This window comes from Chryseobacterium sp. CFS2, from assembly GCF_036543225.1.
Classification (GTDB): domain Bacteria; phylum Bacteroidota; class Bacteroidia; order Flavobacteriales; family Weeksellaceae; genus Chryseobacterium; species Chryseobacterium culicis_A.
Window position 1 is genome coordinate 271942 of the sequence record NZ_JAZHQU010000005.1, and the last position, 26173, is coordinate 298114.

Here is a 26173-nt window from a genome sequence, read left to right on the forward strand (position 1 = left end):
TTAATTAAGAATTGGAGCCCGATGAGGGTTCATAGGTCAAAATTACGTTAATTTGCAAAGATTTGAAAATGAATGAAACGCTTAGGGTAAAATTTTATGAAAATAAGAGGATTATCATGGGAATTTCATCAGGCTATTGAAATAAATAACGAAATGCAGATGAGTGATTTAGCACAGACTTATGAATATTTAAAACAGTTTTTAACCGAAGAAAGATTGGCGAAAATTGAACATTTCTCTCAGGAGAGTTCAGACTTTGTGCTTCCGGTAGTGGAAGATGTCTATCAGTTTAGAAATGCAGCTGCTATTGTACGCTCTGTAGAGGCTTGTGGCTTTCATAAAGTGGTGGCTTTGCAGGAAGAATATAGTTTTGAACCGAATCTTCGCGTAACCAAAGGGGCGGATACATGGGTTGAGGTTGAAAAACTTCCCAGAAATATGGAATCCTTTCAGAATATTAAAGACAGAGGATATAAAATTGTAGTGGTTTCGTTGGAAAACAATGCTAAAATGCTTCCTGAATATGAAATTACAGAACCCATTGCTTTGGTTTTTGGAACGGAGATGGAAGGTGTTTCCCAGGAAATTTTAGATTTTGCGGATGAAACACTGGCTATTCCGATGTATGGATTTACAAGAAGCTTTAATGTTTCTGTAGCGGCTTCAATTTGTATGTATGAACTGAAACAAAAGCTGATAAAATCTGATATTGATTATAAATTAAATGAAGAAAAGCTTTTAAGGATGAAAATCCTTTGGGCTGTAAATTCTATGAGAAGCGGGCAGCAGATTTTTGAAAAATATCTGAGAGAGAATAATATTGACTGGAAGTAATGAATCGGAAATAAAAAAAGAGAAGTTTTTAAGCTTCTCTTTTTGTTATTTATATCATATTATAATAATTCCATGCAGCGACAAAAACTCCGGCAGTTTCTGTTCTGAGTCTTTGGTTTCCAAGGGATACTGCCTTTACTTTGTTTTCTGCCAGAAATGCAATCTCCTTTTCAGAAAAATCGCCTTCCGGACCTATGAGAAAGGTAAGCTGTTCCAGCTGAGGAATATTTTTAAGATCTATTCTTTCCAGATTTTCATGGCAGTGGGCTACAAAAGTATGTTCCGGATCAGTGTTTTTCAGAAAGTCAGTAAGTTTTACCGCGTCATTAATCACCGGAAAATGGAATCTCAAACTTTGCTTTGATGCGGCAATAGCCTGTTTTCTGATTTTATCAATATTGATGTTTTTACGTTCTGTTTTCTCTGTGATGATAATGCTTATTTCTGAAGTCCCCATCTCCACGGCTTTTTCCACAAAGAATTCAATTCGGTCAATATTTTTAGTAGGCGCAATCGCAATATGAAGTTTAGGATTGAATTGCGGCAGGTTTTCTTTGATCTCAGAAACTTCAATACCAGCTTTCTTCCCTTCTATAATCAGTTTTCCGGATGCCAGCTTTCCTTTTCCGTCTGTCACATGAATATCTTCGCCATCCCTCATTCGCAGAACTTTCACGATATGCTGCTGTTCATCATCATTGATGACAACTTTTTGATCCGTTATTTCTCCGTAAAATAATTTCATATATCCTGACTTATAAAGGCAACTCCTGTTTTGATGGTTGTATAAATATCTGTATCACATTCCCGGTAAGAACACATGTATATTTCTTCAATCCAGGTATTATTAATGAAAATCAAATTCAGGTATTCCTGTTTTCTCAAATTGTTTTTGATTGATAAATAATCTCCTTCCTTTGGAGTGTATGGGAAACTGAAAAGATGTTCAGAATTGATTAATTTTAAAACTTCATCTTTTATGTCCTGAATATATCCCGTCTCAGAACTTGATGGGAAATCATCTAAAGAATTCTCCGGGTTGTCATTTTTTCCTGTAATTGTTTCCAGTATCCAGTAATATTTCGAATTCTTTTTAGAATGTGTTCCCAGTACTTTTTCTTCTAAGAGTATTTTCATAAATCGTATTTTGCCGTTGCAGAAGTCCTTAAATCTGTAAATTCTCCACGTTCAAATTTCAACTTCGCTACCATGGCAATCATAGCAGCATTGTCTGTTGTATATTCAAATTTGGGAATGTAGATATTCCAGCCCAGTCTTTCTTTATTGTCTTCCATTGTTTTTCTCAGAGCAGAATTGGCAGAAACACCACCTGCAATGGCCACTTCATTCACCTTAAGATCTTTGGCCGCTTTTTCAAGCTTATTCATTAAGATTTCAATAATAGATTTCTGTACGGAAGCACAAAGGTCATTCAGATTTTCTTTGATGAAATCCGGATTTTTTCTGACTTCCTTCTGGATGAAGTATAACACAGAAGTTTTAATTCCGCTGAAAGAATAATCGTAATTCTCCAGCTTTGGTTTGTTGAATTTAAAAGCATCAGGATTTCCCTCCTTGGCAAGTCTGTCGATGATAGGCCCTGCCGGGTAATCAAGGTCAAAGATTTTTCCTATTTTATCAAAAGCTTCTCCTGCGGCATCATCAATGGTTTTTCCAATGATTTCCATGTCGAAATAGTCTTTCACCAATACAATCATGGTATGTCCGCCACTTACAGTAAGACATAAGAAAGGAAAGGCAGGCGGCACAGGATTTGCATCTTCGATGAAATGGGCCAAAATGTGGGCTTGAAGGTGATTTACTTCAATTAATGGAACGTTTAAGCTCATAGCCAAAGACTTAGCAAATGATGTTCCTACAAGAAGAGATCCTAAAAGTCCGGGTCCGCGTGTAAATCCTATAGCTGAGATAGCATTTTGTTGTATATTTGCTTTGGAAAAAGATTTTTCAACAACGGGGATAATATTTTGCTGATGGGCCCGTGAAGCCAATTCAGGAACAACACCACCATATTCTTTGTGGATGGCCTGATTCGCGGCAATGTTTGAAAGAATAGAATTTCCCTTGATGATAGCTGCTGAGGTGTCGTCGCAGGACGATTCAATACCTAAAATTATAGAGTCGCTCATAATAATGGCAAAGTTAGAGAATAATAACGAGAATGAGAATAAAAAATCAGTAGCTGAAAACCTAGGTGATCAGGTACAGAAAACTGTCGAAAATGTAGAGGGAAAAGTTCGGGAGACAGTGAAGGAAGCATCTGAGCTGGCTTCAGATGCCCTGCATCATCCTGTGGAAACCGCTGAAGAGTTTGGGAAGCAGGCTGTGAAAGATGTTACCAGCTATACCTGGTGGGCAAAACTGCTCTTGATTCTCTTTTGGCTGGGCATTGTTCTCGTTGGAGGAGTACTGATTGCGATCAATCTTCCTGTGACAAAGAAATGGGCAGCTGATCAAGCATTGAAACTGGTTAATAATGATTTTAAATCCGATTTTTCTACTGAAAGTGTAGATGTAAACTATTTCGGAGATGTAACCATAAAAGGGTTAAAGGTAAAAGATTACAAAGGTTTTAATTTTATCACAGCCCGTGAGTTTCGTGCAGATTCCGACTGGATATCTCTGGCAGTAAATGCCATTTCAGGAAGCAGCAATTCTTTAAGTTTCAATTCTCTTGCTCTTGTTAATGCCGATGTGAAGGTAATTACTTATAAAGGCGACAGTATTTCCAATTTTGTAAGATTCGTAGACCTTTTTGATAACGGAAAGAAAAGAGATCCGAAAAAACCTCCTTTTCAGCTGAATTCCAGAATCCAGATTATTGATTCCAAAGTTTCTATTGTTAATGAAAATTCTCCCGGTGAACAGGGAAAATGGCTTACTGCTACAAAATTCAACTTAAAAGCCCCGAATGTAAAAGTCAATGGCCCGAATGTTTCGGCATTGATTAATAATATGTCTTTTGTAACTTCAAGATGGGGAAAAGCCCATATCGTAGATACATTTTCAACCGAACTGTCTTTAACGAAGCAGTTTTTATCATTAAAAGATCTTACCCTTAATACAGATCATACTTTACTTCAGGGAGATATTAAATTCAACCTTCACGACGGATCCTGGGCAGATTTTGCTGACAGGGTACGATGGGATATGAATATCAAACAGGGAAGTCAGTTAAGTGGTTATGATATCAGTTATTTTGTAACCAATTGGGATAATATCAAACCGTTCAATCTTTCGGGGATAATGACAGGACCTTTAAACAAATTTCATCTGGAAAACTTCCTGATCAGAAATCCTGATGTCAATATTGCTACCAAAACAATGAAGGTTGATAACCTGCTGAAAGGACATTTTGCTATTGAAACGAAAGAACTTTCCACGGATTTTACTTACAAGGATTTAAAAGCAATGATGCCTTCTTTTATCTCCAAAAAGATGAAAAATTTTGCCGATGATTTTGGAAAACTGAAATACAATGGAACGGCAAAAGTAAATCCTGATCAGATCTATGTAGACAGTGGAAACTTAATGACCGGAATTGGGCAGGCGAAAATTTCCAAACTTACCTTAACGGGGTACAGTACTGCCATGCCAAAATATTCCGGGTATCTTGATGTGAAAGATCTTAATACTTCTGTGATCACAAAGAATAAAACGGTAGGTTTAATTTCCGGTAAATTTGATCTTAACGGGCAAAGCTTTGATGTGAATACCATGCGTCTGACAACGAAATCCCAGATTGCAAGTATTGAAATTATGGATAAAACGATCAATAATCTGTATCTGGACGGATTATTGGATCATAAAAAATATAACGGACTGATTACTGTTAATGATGAACAGGCGAAAGCTACCATCAAAGGATTAATAGATTTCAGTACTCCAAGAATAGCAATGGACGTGAATGCAGATGTCACGTACCTGAATATGAATTATTTCACCAATAAACCTGGTACTCAGGTGGTCAGTGGACAGGTGGATGGAAAGATGGCCATGTCATCCATTAATGACCTTACGCTGGATGTGAATGCTAATAATCTTTATTTTGCTACAGCTACCCAAAAATATAATATTCCGAATGCCAAGCTAAAAACATTTGTAGAAGCAGGCAGCCGTGTGATTGATGTAGATGCTCCGGGAGCTGCTACAGGTAAAATTTCAGGAAAATATAGTCTTGCAGATCTTGCCGGAATGGTAGAAAACGGACTAGGGAAAATATTAGTGGGGCCACCGCCAAGAAAATTATACCGTGGACAGAATTTTGCGCTGAAATTTGATGTCCAGCAAGGATTGGTTAATTATTTCCTACCTGAATTGAGATTGCCACAGGGAGCTCTTGTGGAAGGCGAATATGACGGAAACTCAAATAACCTGATCCTGAATCTTGATGCGGCTTCTTTAAAATATATGATGACGAAGGAGGAAGAAATTACAGATGCCGATAATGCACTGGCTGCTTCCAGTCCTGATTACAAAGTGAATGACAGGAAGAATATCAACAGAGACAGTGCTATGGTGGATAGTGTTAAGGTGAGAATTAACACGGCAGATCTTAATCAGCAATTGTACGCTAAAATCAACAGAGTCCTCTATAATAAAAATGTGATCAAAGATTTTGAGCTTAAAGGAAATAATGAGAATGGGAATACCCTTCATTTAGTAACTGTATTCAAACATGGAAGTCCTGATGATGAATTGAATGAAAAGCTTAAAGAATATGCCATTAACGTAGATCAGTCTACCGATGCTGCAGGTGATTATGTATTTAGGTTTGAACCTACGGAAGTGAAATTCAATGAAGTTACCTGGGCTATAGATACAAGTCCTGAACTGAATCATTCCATTACTTACAGGAAGAAAACCGGAGACTTTGATATCCGGAATTTAAGAGTGTATTCTGATAAGAGTGCTTTGTTTATTAAAGAAGCACAGTTTAAATCCGCAAAAGATTTTTACGTAGACGCTGATATCAATGATTTTGCTGTAGAAAAGCTTCTGGATATGCAGTCCGGAGGAAATACAATGGATATTAAAGGTCTTGCCAACGGAAGTGTTAAGATCAAAATGGATAAAAGTACCCTTCAGCCACTGGTAGATCTTAATATTGATGATATCAAGATGAATGGCAATGATATGGGAGATATCTCTATCTCTGCTACCAATGGGTTCTCACTGAATGTGTATGATATTGATGTAAAAGTTCATTCTGCAGGAGTACTGGGAAATAACAGTCTTAATCTTACAGGAACCGTTAATAATAATACTTCTTCTCCGATCATTGATCTTACAGCAGAAATGCGTGATTTTGATCTTTCATTTACGCAGCAGTTTGTGCAGACTATTTTCGGAAATTTACGTGGGAAAGCGACAGGAGATCTTAAAATTAACGGAAAGCTGAGCAACCTTGATTATAGTGGAGATATTGCATTAAAAGATTTTGGATTGAAACTTCTGTTTACCGGGGTAGATTATTCATTTGATGATACAGTAATTCAGCTGACCAAAGGACTTGCGATTCTCAATAATATTGAAGTACACGACGGAAGAACCAATTCTAAAGGGAATATTTCCGGTGCAATCCAGTTTGAAACCCTTTCTTCAATGGGGGTATCTCTCGTAATGAGAGCGGATAACCTATTGATGCTGAATACCACACAAAAAGATTTTGACCTGTTCTGGGGAAGAGTGTATGGACAGGGAGATCTGTACGTAGACGGACCTGTTTCAGGATTGAGTATAACGACTCCTAATATGAAGGCTCTTAATGGAAGTACCTTTACCTTTAACTCCAGTTCTACTTCCAATGTTGAAGAATTTAAAATGCTGAGGTTCCTGAAAGAAGGGAAAGACGGTCTGATTACACTGGAAGAGAAGAAAAAAACTGGGGCCAACATGAATATTGATTTCAATCTGGCTGTAGATAAAGGAACTACTGTGAATGTATTGGTAGGAGATGATGTAGGTAATATTACCGTAAAAGGATCAGCTGATCCTTTGAGGTTTCACATGAACAGACAGGGGAATATTGCCATGAGCGGCACCTATAAAGTGGATAACGGAACATTTGTTTCTAAAGCCATCCTTAACAAAACATTCCAGATTGAAAGAAACAGCAGCATCAGATGGGATGGGGATGCTATGAAGCCTGCATTAGATATTAATGCCAATTATATAAGAATGGTTTCCAATGCCGGAGAATATCTTAGTATGGGGAAACTACAGCCTATCAGTATCTTGCTGCAGGCCCATATTACCCAGTCGTTGGTAGATCCTCAGATTGATCTTAATGTGACGGCAATGGATGTATCCAGTCAGGTAAGAGAGACCTTAGCTGCGAAAATGAGCCAGGAAGGAGAAAAAGTTCTTCAGTTCGGATCTGTACTCCTATTGAGTACCTTCAACGTCTCGAACTCTGGTGGATTTGATGTGAACGTAGGAAATGTTGCGGAATCTTCGGGATATAATATGCTTCTGAAACAGCTGGGATCTGTTCTTAATACCATGAGTAATGAATTCCAGATCGACCTTAATTATGTAAAAGGAGACCAGAACTCCAATTTTGGAGACAGGGCCAATGCAGGAGTAAGTGTAGCCCTTTCCCCAAGAGTTAATATCAAGACCGGGCTAGGTATTCCTTTATCAAAAACAGATGGTGCCCAAAACAATTATCTATCCACCGAAGGGTCTGTAGAATATGATTTGTCTAAGAAAAATGATGGTTCTTTAGTTATACGCGCTTATTCCAAGCCTACAAACATCGGAATGGTGAGTACAAACGGTTCTGCTAATCAAGCCTATGGAGGAGGGGTAGTGTGGAGTAAAAGCTTCAATTCTTTGTTTAAAAAGAAGAAAAAAGACAAAAAAACTTCAGACGCAAAAGGTGAAATAAAAACAGATTCTATAAAATCAAATGCTAAATAATTAGAATATTTTAATGATTTTTATCATCTGTGTTAATTATTGTTAATATTTGATATATATTTTTTAGTTAAATTATTTTTCGTAAATTTGCAAAAAATACATAGATTTTTTAAAGAAATTGTAATTTAACTAATATGAACTATCAACTGGACGAAATAGACAAGAAGATTCTTGATTTCTTAGTAGAAAACACAAGAATGCCTTTTACTGAAATTGCAAAGCAGATGGATGTTTCTGCTGGAACAATTCACGTAAGAGTGAAAAAGATGGAAGATGCAGGTATTATTTTGGGATCATCTCTTAACATCGATTATGGTAAGCTGGATTATCACTTTACAGCTTTCATAGGTATCCTTTTGACAAAATCAAACCGTACTCAGGAAGTATTGAAAGAATTGTCAACTTTACCTAACGTAATCGAAGCTAGCGTTATTTCCGGGAAATATAATATTTTCTGTAAAGTAAGAGCTAAGAATACGGATGATGCTAAAAGAATTATTTACCAGATCGATGACATTCAGGATGTAATGAGAACTGAAAGTATGATCTCTATGGAGGAATTCTTAAGTGACAAAAACAGACTGATCAACGCAATCTCTGTGTAAGTCAAATTTTAAACGAATAATTATAAAAGAACTTATGAAATCTCTCATAAGTTCTTTATTTTTGTAGGTATGGAAGAATACAGCTATTTTGACGAAGACCCGAAGAAAGGATGGGGATTCATACTGGCATTTGCTGCCTTGATGTTGTTTACCGTAATGGGACTTGGAATAGATGTGGATGAATATCTGCAGCACGAATATCTGGAGATTCCGAGGTGGTACTTTTATGTGATATTTTCTATTGATGTACTGATGGTAATCGGGCTGGTGCTGATGTTCTTCTACAGAAAAGCAGGAATTTTTATGTTCCCCGCTTTACTGGTGCTGCATTTCTTTATGCACAATTATTACCTGTCTACATTCCTGTATACAGATGTAACCAATCTTTTCCTGTTTACAGGATTCGGAATGCTTGCCATTATCCCGAAATGGAAGTTTTTTAAATAAGGATTAAATCAAATACAACAAGATAACAAACCGCTTTTAAATCAAATTTAAAAGCGGTTTTTGATTAACAAGAGGAAAAAACATTATCTACGATCCCAATGAATGGAAAATTTCTTGCTTTAAAGGATTACTGTTCCAATCCTCCCATTCTCCTGTATAGGGATTATAGCCACATTTGAGAGGTTTTGATACATTGATGCCTTTTTTGTTTTTTAGAGCATTTTCGGTATAAGCCCGGCAGTCTGTGCAGACATAACGGAACTCACAGTCTTTACAGATTTCAATACTGTCTTTAGTGAGGTTCCAGTATTTTTTGAAATCATGTTGATTGACTGCCTCTTCAAGACTCTGTGTATTGATGTTTCCAAAGCTTTCTTTCATAAGAGGACAGTTTTTGATATTGCCGTTTCGATCAATACCCATCTTTTTATACAGGCAGGAATTATGGTTAATCGCTTCAATAACTTTAGGAATATTGGTATTGAAGTACTTCAGTTCCACTTTTCCACAGGCAGAGAGTTGCAGATCATCTTTCAGAAAATGCAGCGAGAATCTGTATTCATCTTTAGCTTTGAAAGGAGGTTTCGAACAATTGTAGAAAATGAGACTGTATATTCTGACTGTATTTTTTTGGAGAGCCTGTATAAAAGATAGGTTAATTTTCTGATGAAACGGAGAAAAAATTTCTATTCCTGATAAGACTGAGGTGGTAAAAGTTTTATCAATTTCTATAAAATCCTTTGAGGTTAAAGGTTTCGGACTATAAATAACCAAATGTCTAATTCCCAGGTTTTCTACCGATGATTTTATTTTTTTTAGGATCTTAATATCTTCCATCTCCAGGAAAAGATTGGTTATTGTACTAGGTTCATGATATTCATAGGAGAGAGGAGGGAAATTCCTGTCCCAATCATTTTCTGTTATAAATCCATACTCTTTTTCTAACAAAAGGCTGAGATATTCCTGAACGATTTCTCTGGACTCCTCATCATAATTCTTCAACAAATCTTCAATGGAATATTTTTTCAGTTCCATAATAACCTCATGCAGCTCCAGTGGATACAATTCTGATATATTCCTTTGGAGATCTGAAATAAGAATTCTGGTGGCGCCTTTGGTGATGAGGATGGTTGAGAATAAGTTGAAATAATTCATAAGTTAGGTAAAGTTTTTTTCATTATTTTGATACATGTGGGTTGTCAATTTTTCTTAATTTTATCTTTTCTGATTTTAGATGAATGTTTAATACTGGGTAGGCCAATACTTTTACGGTTGCGGTTAATCCGGACAGAATCCTGATTATTGTTCCGTAAACTGTATCGTACAGCAGTATTTCTATAGTAATCATAGGTATCAGACATTAAGGCATATTCCTGTGGAGAACAATGACCTGATTTTACATATTCGAATAATTTTTTTCTGAATTCAGGGTATTTTTTTGAACCAATCATATGGCTTAATAATGTGGGCATAGCAATGAAAACGTCATTGTTTCCTAATCTACCTATTTTTTGTCCATCAGGAAATCCGTAATGTCCAAATGTCCAGAAAAAAAGATCTGCATTTTTTTCAATGTTCTTATATACAAGGGGGATATTCTTAGGCCGCCCTTCCTGGTCACGGATCATCGCTATAGTAAAGGAGTCCACAAGCCTTTTATTCAGTTTTTTTTTCCAGTCGGCTACTTTTTGGTTGATTTCCAGACTGTCTATTCCATATTTCTTGCAGAGAGGATAAAGTTTTTTATATTCATTACCATAGGGAGCTATTAGTGTAATAAGCTTGTATAGGCTCTTTTTCCCGCCAAAGTTTTTATGGTACTGATCAGCAAGTTTAATATAAGTTTTGTATTCTTCAGTAAGCTCTTGGTTTTTTGGTTCATACTTCTGAAATAGTTTTTTGAATTTTTTTATGGCTTTTTCAGGTTTATTAGCCATTCGGTAAATACTGTCAATCTCGTTTACCTTGTTATAGTATAAGAGGTAATTTCGGTTTTTACAGGCATAAAGAAATAGACAAAGAATCAAATAAGTTATATACTTAAAATTAATATCTGGTTTTTGGGGTTTTATATTAAAATGTTTCATAATAACCGATTCAGTGATTTGATGGGTCTTTCTCTGATATAGAAATTGGTCTGATATTTTTCACATTCTAAAATGTAGATTACATCATTAGGCTTTTTAAGTTTCTGATCATTGAAAGGCTCAATATGCTTGAAGGTAAGCGGAAGCTTGTTTTTTTCTTTAACTTTAATTTTCATAAGTAATTGGCAATTTCTTTGTCGATCGAATAGTTGCATACATGAGATAATCCTAAAAACTGTCCGATAGTGTTAACCTCTAAGAAATAAAAAGTACCATCTTTTCCTTTGATGAAATCCAGTGAACCACTATTAAGATCTAATGTCTGCATCAGAAGATGAATTTTTTCCTCAATGTCAATGCTAAGTGTGTAAGGGATATTTCTGTTAGGTTTTTCTAAATTATATTTTCTGAAATCTGTCTTGGTCAGCTCGTCATTTTGAGAAAAAATCGCCATTGAATAGCACTTTCCATTAAGGTAAAATACTCTGATTTCAAATTCCTTATCAATCTTATTCTGAAAGAATGTAGTGAAGAACTTTCCTTTTTCTCTTTTTTGTATTGTTGAAGTATACATTATACCATTTAAATCTTCATCAATATTATCTAAGATGGGATTTCCACCAATGGTTTTCACAATGGTTTTATCTAAAGAGACCAAATCCGTATTATCTGCCAGAAAATATTCAGGAATTTCCAGCCCAACTTTTTTAGCCTTTTCGAGCACTAGAAGTTTATTAACATCACTGTTGCTTTCTTTATTAATATGCTTTTTGGACTCAAGTGTTGCCCTTACATAATCTTCCAGCCAATGCTGCACTTCATTCATATGAGCGTTTACGGAAGGGTTTGTATAGCTGAGGCGTTTAATGTTTAATCCACCTCTTCTGTACCATACACTATTGATTTCGTCCAGAAAAAAAGTATTTCTGTCGCTTTTTAAGAATATTTTCTTGTTCTCCGTTTTAATTTCAAAAATTTCGTCCTCATGTATACGGATAAATTTCTTGTTCATTTGAAGGAGCCATTTTATAATTTTATTAGTGGTTCTTTCGTTGTTATTGGAAATAATAAGGATCATTTTTTAAAGTAATCTTTTGTGATTTTAGAAGAATGTTGAATACTGGGTATGCCTATTTTTTTTCTTTCCTGATTGGCTTTTATAGTATCCACAATAGCATCATAGGTTAGGTACATACCATATAAGATTCCCTCCTTGCTGATTTGCAGATTGTGCCGGTCTACCATATTAGCGTAGTCTTTTGGGATACAGTCTCCGGATTTTATATATTCCAGCATTTTTGCTTTGAAATAGGGATATTCTTTTTCACCTGCCATATGACTGAATAAGGGATGCATGGGCATAAATACACCATCATTTCCAATGAGACCGATTTTTTGTACCGAAGGGTAACCATAGTTTTCAAAGGTCCATTTTAACAACTGTGCATTTATCCTGTCATTTTTTTTCATGAGTTGAAAGTTTCTTCTACCTTCAGCCTGATCACGCGTGAAAGCAATACTGAAGGAGTCTACGAGTATCTTATTTAAACCTTTTTTCCAATCTGCAATTCTCTGTTTTACCTCGGTGCTATCTATACCATACCTTTGAAACAACCCGAAATAACTTCCATATGATCCTTCATAAGGAGCAATTAAAGGGACAAGCTTATATAGACCTTTCTTTCCTCCGAAATTCTTATGATGCTGATCTGCCAGCTTGATATAGGTCTCATATTCTTTAATTCTTTCCTGATTTTTTGGGTGGTATTTTCGGAATAATTTTCGGTACTGTTTTATAGTTTCTTCCGGTTGATGTGTTGTGCGGTAAATACTGTCAATTTCATTTACCTTATTGTAATATAAAATATAGTTTCGATTTTTGCAGGCAGAAATAAATAGACAAAGAATAGGGAAAACTATATACGTTAAATTAATGTCTTTGTTTTGTGTTTTTATATTAAAATATCTCATAGTAGCCTTGTAAGTGGTTTAAAGGGTTTTTCACGAATGTAAAAATCAGAGTTGTATTTTTTAGATTCCAGAAAATATACAGTATTACTGGTAAGTTTTGCATTAGCTTTACTACCAAATTTCGTAATATTTTTAAATGTTAATGGGAGTTTATGCTTTTCTCCAAATCTATTTCTCATAAGTATTCTGCTATTTCTTTTTCTAATGAGTAATTACATATATTTGATAAATATCCAAATTGCCCTATTGGATTTACCTCTAAAAAATAAAACTTATCTCCACTTTTCATAAAATCCAAAGAACCACAATTCAGATCAAGAAGCTCCATCAGCTGATGAACTTTTTCTTCGATCTCGAGTGGAAGATTATATCTTATATTTCTATTACGCTTTTTATAGTTGTAATTTCTAAAATCAACTTTTGTCTGCTCGTCATTTTGTGAAAAAATACCTATGGACCAACATTTCCCATTTAAATAGAAAGTCCTTACCTCAAAATCCTTTTCAATTTTTTCCTGAAAGAAAGTAGGAAAGAAGTTTTCTTTTTCATATTCTTCAACTACTGAAGTAAACATCATCCCATTTGAATTTTTATAGAAAAATTCTAACATAGGGTTTCCTGCTATGGTTTTTACTATTGTTTTTCCCAAAATAACATCATCAGTATTTTCAGATATAAAGTATGGCGGAACATCTAACCCTACTTTTTCAGCTTCTTCTAATACCAAAAGTTTATTTACCAAACTATTGCTTTCTTTATTGATATGCTTTACAGATTCAAGTTTTTTCTTCACATAATCTTCTAGCCAGTGTTGTGTTTCATTCATGTTGATATTTATAGCCTTATTTTTATATCGAAGACGTTTAAAATTCAAACCTCCCCTTCTATACCAGACACTATGAATATCATCAAGAAAAAAAAGGCTACGGGCACTTTCTAAAAAAAAAGATTTATTCCGAATTTTGATTTCAAATATTTCGTCCTCATGTACTCGGATAAATTTTTTCTCCATTACCAAAAGCCATTTGATAACTTCTGTAGTTGAAATATCATTATTATCAGAAATTATTAATATCATTTTTTCTTTGAATTATTCTTTAAAAATTCTTTTGTTATTTTTCTCCTAGCTTTGAGACTTTGCAGCCCGATAAGTTTTCTATTGTAATTAATATTCACAGAATCTTTTATAATTTCTTCATCAGTACTTTTTACACCATATACAGGTTTTAAATGATTAACCTGAACATGTCTTTCTATCATTTCTACATAATCTCTTGGGGGTAGATCACCAGATTTCACATAGTCTAATAGTTTGGTTTTGAAATATGTATAGTCTTCTATTTGCGCCATATGATTTAAGTAAATCAACATTGGCATAAAAACGCCATCCTCTGTTTCAAGTCCTATTTTTTGCATTGATGGGTAGCCATAGTTTGCTAATGTCCACTTTAGCAATGCAGCATTTTTTCTAAAATTATTTAGTGATTGTTGACCCGTCATTGAATCCTTCGCCTGATCTCTGATAAATGCGATCCTAAAAGAATCAATAAGTTGCTTGTTTAACGAATTTTTCCATTCAAGGACCTTCTGCTCTACTGTAATACTATCAATACCATATTTTTTATATAGTTTAAAAAAATCTGTATCTTCTCGTTTGAACTTCCAATAGGGAGCAACTAAGGGTATAAGTTTATATAGGCTTTTTTTTCCTCCAAAATTTTTATTGTATTTATCTGAAAACTTAATATAGTTTTCGTATTCTTCCATTCTTTCATCATTTCGTGGCTCAAAATTTCGGAATACTCTTTTAAATTTTTTTATAGCAGTAAGAGTATCATTTTTCATTCTGTAGATACTATCAATTGAATTTACACGGTTGTAATATGCAATGTAATCAAGCTTATTATTTCGACACGAAGTTAAAATAAGGTAACTGGCAACAAGGAAAACGCTACTAATTTTAAAGTATTTTTTTGTACAATTATACATTTTGAAAAATTTTTAATTGATACTCTAATTTCGTATAAAATCAAAAGAACTAAAGAGAAATTCTCTCTTTAGCTCCTAATAGTTTAAATTTAATGCTTAGGCAGGCTCTGTGATAACAGCTACTAATTTATTGTCTCTGTATACACCTGTATCAGAACCGCTTCCAGTTTCATGTGTCCATTGCATGGTTGTTTCAGCCATCATTAGACCTCCGTTGATTTTTGATAAATCATTTAGTTTCTTGTTTTCCAAAGAAGAGAAGTCTCTCTTCATTCCATTTAATTTTTTCATGTTTGTAATTTTTTGAAATTTTGAAATTTAATTTTGTCATATAATCCCTGACATGGGTTTTTGCTGATCAGCTTTTATTTTTTGTTGTGCGCATCAACAAAAAACATCACTTGTGTTTTCTTCTGTAAACATAGAGTGAACAACTATTAAAACTTTCATTTTTTACCCTTAAACTTTTACTTAAATTACTAAGGGTACAAAATAAGGGTTGTTAATATGCTGATTATTAGATTTTTAAAAAAAATATTCAGGTTGATGAATACTTATATACTTTACTCATTTCCTGTATTTCTTTTTTACCTTTGATTTCAGTTTTCTTATAAATATTTGATAAATGAGTCGATAATGTTTTTTCAGAGATATTCAATCTTTGACTTATTTCTGGATATTTCAAATTCGGGTTCTCTAAAAGTATCATTAAAACTTCAGCTTCTCTTACTGAAAGTTTTTCAAATGGTATACTCTTTTTAATTTCCTTCTTACGAATAGGGTATAGAAAATAATCTATGGAAACAATAAAGAATCCCAAAGTATAAAAAGTTTGAACTATAAATTGATTTCCAGATGAAGCAAGAATTGTAAATACAAATAATACAATACTTATAAATCCAACAGCACCATTAATTGAATGGACTTTTGAAAAAATTTCCTTATTTGATTTAAACTTTAAATATTGATTTTTTAGAATTGATATAATGTTTACTAATAATATGATTAAAACGATCGATAAGAAGATATATCTAGAAATATTTATTGATTTAGTGAGAGTAAGTGGAATAATAAAAGAACAAATAAAAATGAAAAAAATAATTGCTCCTAGCATAAATAAATCGACTCTTCTGACCAATGTAACTTCATATTCTCTTATTAAATAAAAGACAAAATAAATCGCAGATGCCAATCCTGATGTATAAGAAATAATATACTGTGTAATTAAATCAAGTGGAGAATTTTTATCCGGAAATAATTCTTCAACAATATTGTAAATTAGACCTGCTATTAACAACAGAAGAAATCTAATATAATATGCTTTATCTTTCTGATTTAACTTAATAAGTAAATTAGTTGCAGCTATAACTATAAGAATCAGAAGTATTAAAACATAGATAATTGTGCTTAGATGAACCCCAAAAACAAACATAATTTTAAATTTGTTTTAAAAATTAATACAACATTCTTCACACCAAAGTTTATAGAGTTGGGGATAAGAATATCAGTAAACGCCTGACATAATATATCAACGGCCTTTTCTCTATCCCGATAAGTAGCTTTTTTCATACATTTTGTTTTTCCCAAAAATATGAATAATTATATAGAATTGTAGTTTTATTTGTTGGTATTCAGTTGATTGTGTTGTTTTTTTTAGACTTGTGTAACTGAAATAAATTATATTTTAATATTGTTTTGTGGTATTTATTTCTGCATTTTACAGGATGTCCTAAACTGGATGCTTTACTTTATTCTTAAAATAAAAATTATTTCTCTGAGATTCTCTTAACAACATCTTTCACTGCAGCCGCAATTTTATACTTCTTCATCAGTTTGGCTGGTGTTGTTGTATCGTTTACTGCTGGCTTAGCAATGTAGGCATGGCGATGAAAATATCATTGTTTCCTAATCTGCCTATTTTTGTCCACCAAGACACCCATAATATAGTAAGATATTTTATATCAATCTTGTCAGAAACTTGTAAGGATTAAGTTTTGCATAGGCATCAGTATCATATTTTTTACAAGGAATCACGATGCTAAAATGTTTTTTCTCACGATTTTTACTTTTTACAATATCAATATGTTTAAAGGTAAGTGGTAGTTTATTCTTTTCTTTGTTGGTAAAGTCTTTTTTCATAAATATTCTGCTATTTCTTTTTCTAATAAATAATTACAAAGGATTGACATTCCCAAAAACTGGCCTACAGAATTGACTTCTAAAAAATAGTATTGACTATCACTCTTAATGAAATCAAGAGAACCGGAATTGAGGTCTAAAGACTGCATGAGTTGATGTATTTTTTGCTCAATATTTTTCGGAAGATTATAAGGTACTTTTCTGTTGGGTTTTTCATCATTATATTTCCTGAAATCAACCTTAGTTTGGTCATCATTTTGTGAAAAAATAGCAATAGACCAAACTTTGCCATTTAGATAGAAACTTCTTATTTCAAAATGTTTTTCAATTTTCTCTTGAAAGAAAGTGATAAAAAAATTTTCATTTTCATTTTGTTTGATAACCGTTGTATACATCATACCACTGGAATCTTTGAGTATGCCTTCCATTCTTGGATTTCCACCAATGGTTTTGATGATTGTTTTTTTTAAAATGACATCATTTGTGTTGTCAGCTAGAAAATAAGGAGGAATATCTAGTCCTGCCTTTTGAGCCTCCTCAAGTACAATAAGCTTGTTGATATCACTATTGCTCTGCTTATTGATATGTTTTTTTGACTCTAAAACCTTTATTACATAATCTTCCAACCAATGCTGATATTCATTCATATTAAGATGAATTGCTTCATTTTTATAATGCAGACGATTAAACTTCAAGCCTCCTCTTCTATACCATACACTGGTAATTTCATCAATAAAAAAACAATTTCTAGGGCTTTCTATATAAATCCGTTTTTCATTGATCTTAATATCAAAAATTTCATCTTCATGTACCCGTATGAAGCTTTTCCCTAACTTTAGCAGCCATTTAATAACTTCTGTAGTGGTTATTTCGTTATTTTGAGAAATGATAAGTATCAATTTTTATTTTTTATTTTTTTGAAAAAATCTTTTGTGATCAATTGAGCGTGTTTTAAACTTGGTAGTCCTATCCTTTTACGATTACGGTTTACGTTTGCAGAATCTTTTATATTTTCATATCCTTGATAAACAGCATAAGTGTAAGGTATTTTATTATGTAAATTATTTCGATCTATCATCGCAGCATAATCACGAGGTGGACAGTCACCGGACTTTACATACTCTAATATTTTGGTTTTAAAATATTGGTGATATTCTTCGTAATCGGCCATATGAAGTAACAGCGGCCCTGATGGCATAAAAAAGTCCCCTTTCCATAAACCTATTTTTTGCATACTTGGAAATCCATAATTATCAAACATCCATTTTAGAAGTTCAGCATTCTTTTTATCATTTTTAGTAATGTCCTGATAATTTGTCTCAATACGGCTACTTTGATCACGTTTAAATGCAACAGCAAAAGAATCTATGAGTTTTTGATTAAGGCTTTTTCTCCATTCTTCAACTTTAAATTCTATTTCCAGTTTGCCTATTCCGTATTTGTGATATAGTTGTATGAAACTTGTGTCTTTTTGTTTATACTTCCAATTAGGGGCAATTAATAGAATAAGTTTGTAAAGACTTTTCTTTCCACCGAAATTTTTATGATGTTGATCTGAAAATCTTATGTAATTTTCATATTCATTTATTCGTTCCTGGTTTTTGGGAGAATATTGTCTGAATATCTTTTTGTATTGTTTAATAGCATATACAGTATCTTTTTTTAAACGATATATACTGTCAATATCATAGATTTTATTATAATAATTTATATAATTTAAATTTCTATTCTTACAAGCTGTATGAATAAAAAGCAAAACCAATAAAACATATGATCTACAGTTCCAAATATTTTTTTTCATAGACATTGTAAAAAAGTGTAATTGATTAGGTTATTCATGTAAATGCTTGAAGAATGTTATAGAAATTGATAATAATAGATAGAGGATTTTAACCCTCTATCTGTTGATTAACCTTAATTAGCACCAGTATCTATTTGTAAAGTATTGATACGAACTCCATCTTTCCATGTCTCTTTATCATAACAGGTAGAACCACAATCTGTTTCTACGTATTTGTAATCATCTCCACCTAAAATAGATTTTAAATCTTTTCTTTGTAATTTTTTGTTTTCTGTTGAAGAGAAGTTGCTCTTCATTCCAATTAACTTTTTCATGTTTGTAATTTTTGTGTTGTTGAAAATTATTGATGTCAGATAAACCCTGACTTTAGGGTGAAATATTCTGTTCATTTATCATACACTGTACACATGCAGTTTAAATGCGAAGAATGTATTTCGTCAACGTTGATGGGATAAAACTATAAATATTCAGTTCACTTTACTGGGATAAAATGTGTAAATGATTTGTATTTTGCTTTATGCACAAATGCAAGTTTTCCTCTTGATGATGGCTGAGGTTTGGTGAAATATTTGAAATTTGAAAAACTATAAAGTAAACCCTCATCATCCAAAGAAAATTCCCGACTTTAATAAGATGTTGTATGGGAATATTTTCTATTGTACAATATGGGAAAATATATAATATTGGATTGCAAATCAGATTGAAATCAATGGGTGTTAATCAAAATTTGTATGCTTTCAATGTTGTTGTTTGTATTAAAATCTTATTTTTTACTCCATAAAAGAGTGTAATATCCTATGAATTTTGATTAGAAAACTATGATTTTAAAAAATACAGATCAAGACCAACGAATTTGGACAATAGGAATGAAGCTTTTCAACCCGAAGTTAAAAAGCTTTTATTATTTATTTAAAAATTGCTGATTACTCTGAGAATACTCCCTGAAAAAAAGATTCTAAAGCAGTATGTTCATCCAGTCCGAATTTCTTTTTAAGGCGGTATTTGGTCATTCTTACACTTTTGGGTTCTACGCTGAGGAGATTGGCAATCTGTTTCGTATCCATCCCCAGATAAATATAGGCGCAGTATTTCAAATCCAGGGCGGTCAATTTTTGTTGGGCTCTTTCATTGATATTTTTAAAAAAATCCGGATGCAGTTCCTGAATGGTGAATCTGATCTTTTCAAAATCATTATCTACACGGTTTTCTCCCTTTACCACCTGCTGAATATTAATATCAGTATCAGAAAGCTGGGTCTGAAGCTGTTGCAGAACTTCATTCTTATGCTGAATATGAAGCTGACTTGCCAATACCTCACTTTGAAGTTTTTGCTGTTGAAGCGTAAGAAGTTCCTGTTCAGCCTTTAATCTGGCCTGTTCTTCCTTTTGAAGCTTAATCTGCATTTCTGCTTCATGTTTTTCCGTATCAAGTGTATTTTCTCTTTCTATAGAATACCGCAGTTTAAAATGATAAGAACGGAACATGAAAAAAGCACCCATCAGTCCAATGATTCCCAACCCAATGTATAGCAGTTTTTCTTTTTTCAGACTGGCTGTTTTTTCGGTAAGAGACCTAAGTTCAGATTCTTTTTTTTGAGATTGATATTGAGCTTCCAGTCTTTTGGCAGTTTCAGCCTGACCTTCATCAAAGAGAAGGTTACTGTATTTTGTTACTCTTGATTCGTATTCATAGGCTTTCTGATAATTTTTTTGCTTTGCGTACAATTGAGCAAGACCTTCTACAACATTGATCATCACATGGTAATACACCGGTTTTTGAGTAAGAAGAATCTGTTCAGCTTTCAGAAGATATTGTTCTGATAAAGCATCATTCTGATCCCTTGATGCAAGATTGCTCAATACTCCAAGTGCTCCTGCCTGAATGCCCTGATTAAGGGTTGTATGCTGAGTAAGAACCAATATTTCGTTGGCATTATTCTGAATTTCCGAACGGATTTCCGGAGTCATGACAGGATAATTCAGATAATAATTGATCAGGTTCAGTAATGCCATAGCCTGTACATGAGCCGAAACATGTCCCGGAAACTGATGATACAGGGCTGCTGCCTTTTTACACATTTCTATAACAGGTTTCAGATCTTTTAAATCTCCCGTTTTTTCATATCGAAAAGAATAACATACGGCCAGAGCAGAGTAGGCTGAACTCAACAGGTTTTTATTTCCTGATTTTTCAGCAAGCTCAATGGATTTTTTGGCGTATTTGGTCGCATTTTCAGCATCATTCCATTCTGTATAGACTCCATAGAGAAGATAATTAAGCTTTGCATTCAGCATGGTCTCTGAAGGCTGTTTTTCAACCAGTGGAAGAGCTTTCTGAATGAGTTTTATGGTGTTTTCAGATTCGCCAAGGGTATTGTTGTAATAGATATTCAGATAATGGGCATATAATGCTGCTGTTTTATTATTACTCTTTTGAACAATTATATTCGCTGCATCTATGATAGGAGGAACCTTATCATACTGAGACTGATTGAGCTTAATAATTCCTTTTTGGGTAAGCGCTTTTACTTCTTCAGCATAGTTCTGTTCCTTTTTAGCCAGTTCAAGCTGTTGCTGAACATATTTTTCGGCTGTCTCATATTGATCACTGACTCTGTAATATTCTGTAAGCTCATTGTAAATTTTGAACTTTTCTGCAGTTGAAATATGGTCTTCCCTCAATTGAATTTTAAGACCATCAATAAATGTATTCTGTGCGGGATATAAGGTGCAGATAAAAAGTATACAATATAAAAGTGAGTACTTTAATTTCATAGGGTGAAAGTACAAAAATTGTAGACACCTGTCAATTTCCGAATTAAAAAATCAGAAATAATGATTGTTTTTATTTTGTTGATAATCAGTATTTTATTTGTTTTTGTAGACGTTTTGTAGTCGTCTTCCATTTAAGTTGAAGATGTTTTGTAGTTGCAGAAATAACTGCGGGAACATTTTTCTGCTGCAATTTTGGGTCGGAAAAAATCAAAGAATATTAATTAAAAATTTTACCGCTATGGACAACAAAACCTTATCTATTGTCTCTTACATTACGCTTTTCGGATGGCTGATTTCCTTCATCATCGGAAAAGAAAAATCGAGCAGCTTTCTAAAGTATCATCTGAAGCAGTCGTTGGGACTGATTATTTTTTCAATTGTATTGTTCATCATTCTTAATATCCTGTTGATGGCGACCAAAATTGGAATTCTGGGGATCTTTGGATGTATTCCTTTAGTATTGATGATTATCGGAATCATTAATGCAGCCAATGATGTTGAAAAACCTTTACCACTGATTGGGAAAATGGTTGAAGATAAATTTTCATTTATCGGATAATATTTGAGATTTCTATATCTGGGGTTATAATACTTTTACGATGGATCAACAAGAGATATTTCATGAATAATAGAACAGTTCATCATAAAATGATGGAAATAGGATAGCTATAATCATGAATTTGACCAGCCCTTTTAAAAATATAATGAGCTGATTTGACAGGATAAAGGTAATTTTACCGCCCATTTTAAAAAAGAAAAGAAGTATGGATTTTGAAATTTTGAAACAGCAGATTGAAGACGCTGCTAAGAAAGCTTTTTTAGAAGTGTATGAAAAGCATGGTGCAGAGGAGATTTATAGTTTCGCACTGTATAGTGATGAGGGAGCAATGACGGTATGTCCTGCTGCCAATACAATGAAAGCAATAGAAAATGCAGATGAAGAAGATGCTCTTTATTATAAATATGAACCGGCAGAATGGACCTATGAAATGGAAGGAGCCGATAAAGAATTTGGTGAAATCTGTACTCAGTTGAGAGAGGAACTTACTAAACATGATGATGAGGATCAATGGTTTGATGGTTTTCAGAATAAGTTATATTCTACCTGCATTGAAGTACTGGAAAAACTTAAAAATGAAAACTTTTTCACAAAGATAACTGGCAAAGATATTTTCCTGACTTTCACGGTTTCAGATTATGAGTTTGAGGAAAAAGACCTGAAAGATCTTATCATTAGGCTTAATGATAATGAATACAAAAGTGAATATCTGAACTGGATGGCTACCTGGGGCAATTAAAAGTATGACGAATTAAAAAAACACTTTAAATATATACATATGAAGCCCGATAAAATAATTGTCTCAGAAGCCTCTTATCAACTGCAATTTCTATAACTGCTTTTTATAGTAACTAGATCTTTAACCAAAATATAAATAACAATTACATTAATTATGAACAACTATCAATTTTATAAACAAGAAGGAAACCAATATATTTTTAAAAATCAGCCGGTATTTATAACGGTGCTTTGTATTATTTTTCTAATTATTGCAGGACTTATTTTTAACAGTGCAAGAACTGTCAGTTATGTCATTATTGCTGTGGTAGCCCTTATTATGATTAATTTCTTTACCAAGAAATTCATTATTGATATGGATCAAATGACTATTACAGGCAAGCATACGATTTTTGTTCCCGCAAGAACATATCCTTTAGAAAACTTCAGGAATTTCCATGTACTGGCTACAAAATATCTGGGTTTTATCACAACTAATGTGGTGTTGTCCATTTATTTTGAAGTTGATGGTAAAGAAAAACACCTTACGATTGGACAGGCTCTTACCCAAAAAGGAATACAGAAGATGGTGAATGAGACAGAAGATATTATGAACATTAATAATCCTGAAAATGGACATCAGAGACCGTTATAAGTTTGAAGAAAACGGAAGTGAAATAAGCTTTATGCCCAATTATAATTTCCTGCGCATCTTAATAGTGTGGCTGGTATTGGGAGTGATAGCACTTCCTGTGATTATCTACTATTTTATGGATAAGATGTCCGGTGACCCGTTTAAAATTGCAATGGGACTATGGAGCATTTATATGATCTATTTCCTGTTTGATCTTTTCTTCAGGATTCCTGTGAAATATATTTTTGATAAATCTGAGAAGTGTATCTACAGAAAGCTTTTACTCTCTAAAAAACTGATGAATTTTGATGAAATGACCTATTTTGTCAATGATGAAAGAGGTGGATATTACTATTCCATCGGTAAAAAGAGAAATCAGTTTGTGAAAAATTACAGAATCAGTAATTATTTTTCTGGTTCGAAAGCCTCACAGAGAAGAGAAGATGAATATATAGAAAAAATCTTATGTCCTGTTTTAATCACTATTGGAATTCCTCTGAATCAGCAATCGGAATAATAATGAAGGGTAAAAACTAATACAATGAAAAATGGAAGTATAACCATTTTCTTCCTCTGGAGAGATATTAAAAACTCAAAGAATTTTTGACGGGTGGTTAATCTTCAAAACAAAAATCCGGCGGTTTCGAAGAAACCGCCGGATTTTATCTATCTATATAGAATAGCTTAGATTAAGCTAAAATTCTCTTTACAGCTTCTTTTACTGCAGTAGAATCAATTTTATACTTCTTCATCAGTTCAGCAGGAGTTGCAGACTCTCCGAAAGTATCGTTTACTGCTACAAATTCCTGTCTTGTGGGTCTTTTTCTTGCAAGCATACCTGCAACAGATTCTCCTAAACCACCAAGGTAGTTGTGCTCTTCAGCAGTTACAATTTTACCTGTTTTTTCAACAGATTTTAAAATGATCTCTTCATCAAGAGGCTTGATAGTGTGGATATTGATTACCTCACAAGAAATACCTTCCTTCTCAAGCTCATCAGCAGCCACAAGAGATTCCCATACAAGGTGTCCTGTTGCAACAATGGTTACATCAGTTCCTTCCTGAAGTAAAATTCCTTTTCCGATTTCGAAAGGCATATCCTCAGGGATAAATACAGGAACTACAGGTCTTCCGAATCTTAAATATACAGGACCTTCAAAATCTGCAATGGCTAATGTAGCTGCTTTTGTCTGGTTGTAATCACAAGTATTGATCACTGTCATTCCAGGAAGCATTTTCATCATCCCGATATCTTCAAGAACCTGGTGAGTTGCTCCATCTTCTCCTAAAGTAAGACCTGCGTGAGATGCACAGATTTTTACATTCTTGTTAGAATAAGCGATAGACTGACGAATCTGGTCATATACTCTTGAAGTAGAGAAGTTAGCAAAAGTTCCGGTGAAAGGTATTTTTCCTGTAATGCTAAGACCTGCAGCAATTCCCATCATGTTCGCTTCTGCAATCCCAATCTGAAAGAATCTTTCAGGAGCCTTCTCAATGAATTTTTCCATCTTCAAAGAACCGATAAGGTCTGCACAAAGTGCTACTACATTAGGATTTTTGTCAGCTAGTTCCGCTAATCCTGCTCCGAATCCTGAACGAGTGTCCTTTTTTTCTGTATATGTATATTTCATTTTTACTAAAGTTTTTGATCATTGATAGATGATAGCAGATTAACAATATTTTAAAGTTCTACGGGCATCATTTATCAATAATAATTTATCATTTATAATTAATAATCAGCCGGAGCTTCTAGGTACAATTGCTTGAATGCTGTGTCTAGCTGCTCATCATTAGGAGCTTTACCATGCCAAGCATGAGATCCCATCATATAATCAACTCCGTACCCCATTTCTGTATGAAGAAGGATAGCTACAGGTTTTCCTTTTCCAGTTTCTGTTTTTGCTTTCTCAAGGATTGCAATCACAGCTTCAAGATCATTCCCGTTCTTTTCTTCCAAAACAATCCATCCGAATGCCTCCAATTTAGCATGAAGATTTCCTAAGCTTAATACATCATCTGTATCTCCGTCAATCTGACGTCCGTTGTAATCAATAGTAGAAATGATATTATCTACTTTTTTAGCAGCAGCATACATCAATGCTTCCCAGATCTGACCTTCCTGAAGCTCACCATCTCCGTGAAGAGAGTAAACAAGAGATGGATCACCATCTAGTTTTTTACCGTCAGCTACACCTAATGCTACAGAAAGTCCTTGCCCAAGAGAACCGGAAGCAATTCTGATTCCTGGTAGTCCTTCATGAGTAGTAGGGTGTCCCTGTAATCTTGAATCTAATTTTCTGAAAGTTTTAAGTTCTTCTACAGGGAAGAAACCAAATCTTGCTAAAGTAGAGTAGAATACCGGAGAAATGTGTCCGTTTGATAGATAAAAATGATCTTCATTTTTGCCTTCCATGGTGAAAGGAAGTTTATAGTTCATTACCTTTCCATAAAGTGCTGTAAAGAACTCTGTACAACCTAAGCTCCCACCTGGGTGTCCTGAATTTACAGCGTGAACCATTCTTAAAATGTCTCTTCTGATCTGCGTAGTAAGAGTTTTTAACTCTTCGATACTTTTACTCATTATATCTGATTTATTTGCATGCGAATTTACAATTTTTTACCGGCTTATGGAAATGCAAAAATCCGGATTATGAAAACCCGGATTTCG

Annotated in this window: 27 protein-coding genes; 8 read left to right on the forward strand and 19 right to left on the reverse strand. The window is 33.7% G+C overall.

The features are described 5' to 3' along the window. Positions 1-153 precede the first annotated feature (153 nt). A complete protein-coding gene (locus tag ODR02_RS14030; RefSeq protein WP_105684534.1) occupies positions 154-834 on the forward strand; it encodes a TrmH family RNA methyltransferase in 681 nt (226 codons plus the stop codon). A 49-nt stretch (positions 835-883) separates the two neighbouring features. Here ODR02_RS14030 and ODR02_RS14035 read toward each other — a convergent pair whose 3' ends face one another. From ODR02_RS14035 to tsaD, 3 genes are read right to left on the reverse strand one after another with little or no spacing between them, the layout of a single operon-like run. Continuing rightward, on the reverse strand, positions 884-1579 hold the full coding sequence (locus ODR02_RS14035; protein WP_309513352.1) for an RsmE family RNA methyltransferase: 696 nt from the start codon (positions 1577-1579) through the stop codon (positions 884-886). After that, positions 1576-1971, reverse strand: a complete 396-nt coding sequence (locus tag ODR02_RS14040; RefSeq protein WP_209785841.1) for a hypothetical protein — start codon at positions 1969-1971, stop codon at positions 1576-1578. The genes ODR02_RS14035 and ODR02_RS14040 overlap by 4 nt, the downstream gene beginning before the upstream one ends. After that, positions 1968-2984, reverse strand: a complete 1017-nt coding sequence (tsaD, locus tag ODR02_RS14045; RefSeq protein ID WP_105684531.1) for a tRNA (adenosine(37)-N6)-threonylcarbamoyltransferase complex transferase subunit TsaD — start codon at positions 2982-2984, stop codon at positions 1968-1970. The genes ODR02_RS14040 and tsaD overlap by 4 nt, the downstream gene beginning before the upstream one ends. A gap of 4 nt (positions 2985-2988) precedes the next feature. Here tsaD and ODR02_RS14050 point away from each other — a divergent pair, with 4 nt between their 5' ends. From ODR02_RS14050 to ODR02_RS14060, 3 genes are all read left to right on the forward strand, one after another. Further along, entirely contained in the window at positions 2989-7779 is a 4791-nt protein-coding gene (locus tag ODR02_RS14050; RefSeq protein ID WP_309513353.1) for a translocation/assembly module TamB domain-containing protein, read from the forward strand. Between the two features lie 134 nt (positions 7780-7913). Then, the gene (locus ODR02_RS14055; RefSeq protein ID WP_034696982.1) at positions 7914-8384 is read left to right on the forward strand and encodes an Lrp/AsnC family transcriptional regulator; all 471 of its coding nucleotides are present in this window, start codon (positions 7914-7916) and stop codon (positions 8382-8384) included. A gap of 69 nt (positions 8385-8453) precedes the next feature. After that, positions 8454-8831, forward strand: a complete 378-nt coding sequence (locus ODR02_RS14060; RefSeq protein WP_209785839.1) for a hypothetical protein — start codon at positions 8454-8456, stop codon at positions 8829-8831. Positions 8832-8918: 87 nt separating this feature from the next. On the opposite strand, the gene gwsS is transcribed toward ODR02_RS14060, so the two are convergent. The 14 genes from gwsS to ODR02_RS14130 all read right to left on the reverse strand — a co-directional run bounded on the left by gwsS (position 8919) and on the right by ODR02_RS14130 (position 21592). Then, positions 8919-9986, reverse strand: a complete 1068-nt coding sequence (gene gwsS, locus ODR02_RS14065; protein ID WP_209785838.1) for a grasp-with-spasm system SPASM domain peptide maturase — start codon at positions 9984-9986, stop codon at positions 8919-8921. Positions 9987-10030: 44 nt separating this feature from the next. Beyond that, positions 10031-10768: a hypothetical protein gene (locus ODR02_RS14070; RefSeq protein WP_245169774.1), complete on the reverse strand. Its 738-nt coding sequence runs from the start codon at positions 10766-10768 to the stop codon at positions 10031-10033. A 146-nt stretch (positions 10769-10914) separates the two neighbouring features. Next, complete coding sequence (locus ODR02_RS14075) at positions 10915-11094, reverse strand: hypothetical protein (protein WP_209785836.1); 180 nt, start codon at positions 11092-11094, stop codon at positions 10915-10917. Beyond that, positions 11091-11996 (reverse strand): grasp-with-spasm system ATP-grasp peptide maturase, encoded by a 906-nt coding sequence (gene gwsG / locus ODR02_RS14080; RefSeq protein ID WP_209785835.1) that lies wholly within the window; start codon positions 11994-11996, stop codon positions 11091-11093. The genes ODR02_RS14075 and gwsG (ODR02_RS14080) overlap by 4 nt, the downstream gene beginning before the upstream one ends. After that, positions 11993-12889 carry a hypothetical protein gene (locus ODR02_RS14085; RefSeq protein ID WP_245169773.1) on the reverse strand — a complete coding sequence of 299 codons (897 nt, stop codon included), beginning with the start codon at positions 12887-12889 and terminating at the stop codon, positions 11993-11995. Before ODR02_RS14085 ends, gwsG (ODR02_RS14080) begins: the two co-directional genes overlap by 4 nt. Positions 12890-13064: 175 nt before the next feature. Beyond that, entirely contained in the window at positions 13065-13967 is a 903-nt protein-coding gene (gene gwsG, locus ODR02_RS14090) for a grasp-with-spasm system ATP-grasp peptide maturase (RefSeq protein WP_209785834.1), read from the reverse strand. Further along, positions 13964-14734, reverse strand: coding sequence for a hypothetical protein (locus ODR02_RS14095; RefSeq protein WP_209785833.1), 771 nt, complete (start codon positions 14732-14734; stop codon positions 13964-13966). Before ODR02_RS14095 ends, gwsG (ODR02_RS14090) begins: the two co-directional genes overlap by 4 nt. Before the next feature lie 240 nt (positions 14735-14974). Next, positions 14975-15169: a grasp-with-spasm system A modified peptide gene (locus tag ODR02_RS14100; RefSeq protein WP_209785832.1), complete on the reverse strand. Its 195-nt coding sequence runs from the start codon at positions 15167-15169 to the stop codon at positions 14975-14977. 247 nt (positions 15170-15416) lie between these two features. Next, complete coding sequence (locus ODR02_RS14105; protein ID WP_209785831.1) at positions 15417-16310, reverse strand: helix-turn-helix transcriptional regulator; 894 nt, start codon at positions 16308-16310, stop codon at positions 15417-15419. 524 nt (positions 16311-16834) lie between these two features. Beyond that, positions 16835-17017: a hypothetical protein gene (locus tag ODR02_RS14110; RefSeq protein ID WP_209785830.1), complete on the reverse strand. Its 183-nt coding sequence runs from the start codon at positions 17015-17017 to the stop codon at positions 16835-16837. Continuing rightward, positions 17014-17916 carry a grasp-with-spasm system ATP-grasp peptide maturase gene (gene gwsG / locus ODR02_RS14115; RefSeq protein ID WP_309513354.1) on the reverse strand — a complete coding sequence of 301 codons (903 nt, stop codon included), beginning with the start codon at positions 17914-17916 and terminating at the stop codon, positions 17014-17016. Before gwsG (ODR02_RS14115) ends, ODR02_RS14110 begins: the two co-directional genes overlap by 4 nt. Next, positions 17913-18818: a hypothetical protein gene (locus ODR02_RS14120; protein ID WP_209785828.1), complete on the reverse strand. Its 906-nt coding sequence runs from the start codon at positions 18816-18818 to the stop codon at positions 17913-17915. The genes gwsG (ODR02_RS14115) and ODR02_RS14120 overlap by 4 nt, the downstream gene beginning before the upstream one ends. Before the next feature lie 113 nt (positions 18819-18931). After that, positions 18932-19132, reverse strand: coding sequence for a TIGR04139 family peptide modification target (locus ODR02_RS14125; protein WP_209785827.1), 201 nt, complete (start codon positions 19130-19132; stop codon positions 18932-18934). Between the two features lie 609 nt (positions 19133-19741). Beyond that, the gene (locus ODR02_RS14130) at positions 19742-21592 is read right to left on the reverse strand and encodes a helix-turn-helix transcriptional regulator (protein ID WP_309513355.1); all 1851 of its coding nucleotides are present in this window, start codon (positions 21590-21592) and stop codon (positions 19742-19744) included. A gap of 238 nt (positions 21593-21830) precedes the next feature. Here ODR02_RS14130 and ODR02_RS14135 point away from each other — a divergent pair, with 238 nt between their 5' ends. The 4 genes from ODR02_RS14135 to ODR02_RS14150 all read left to right on the forward strand — a co-directional run bounded on the left by ODR02_RS14135 (position 21831) and on the right by ODR02_RS14150 (position 24019). Beyond that, positions 21831-22151, forward strand: coding sequence for a DUF4870 domain-containing protein (locus ODR02_RS14135; protein WP_309513356.1), 321 nt, complete (start codon positions 21831-21833; stop codon positions 22149-22151). 205 nt (positions 22152-22356) lie between these two features. Continuing rightward, on the forward strand, positions 22357-22890 hold the full coding sequence (locus ODR02_RS14140) for a DUF4303 domain-containing protein (protein WP_309513357.1): 534 nt from the start codon (positions 22357-22359) through the stop codon (positions 22888-22890). Between the two features lie 153 nt (positions 22891-23043). Beyond that, complete coding sequence (locus ODR02_RS14145) at positions 23044-23523, forward strand: hypothetical protein (protein WP_209785823.1); 480 nt, start codon at positions 23044-23046, stop codon at positions 23521-23523. Further along, entirely contained in the window at positions 23501-24019 is a 519-nt protein-coding gene (locus tag ODR02_RS14150; protein WP_309513358.1) for a hypothetical protein, read from the forward strand. The genes ODR02_RS14145 and ODR02_RS14150 overlap by 23 nt, the downstream gene beginning before the upstream one ends. A 172-nt stretch (positions 24020-24191) precedes the next feature. Here the strand turns inward: ODR02_RS14150 and ODR02_RS14155 are convergent, their stop codons facing one another. Beyond that, complete coding sequence (locus ODR02_RS14155; protein WP_105684517.1) at positions 24192-25136, reverse strand: transketolase family protein; 945 nt, start codon at positions 25134-25136, stop codon at positions 24192-24194. A gap of 98 nt (positions 25137-25234) precedes the next feature. Continuing rightward, positions 25235-26119, reverse strand: a complete 885-nt coding sequence (locus tag ODR02_RS14160; protein ID WP_309513422.1) for a transketolase — start codon at positions 26117-26119, stop codon at positions 25235-25237. Between the last annotated feature and the right edge of the window lie 54 nt (positions 26120-26173).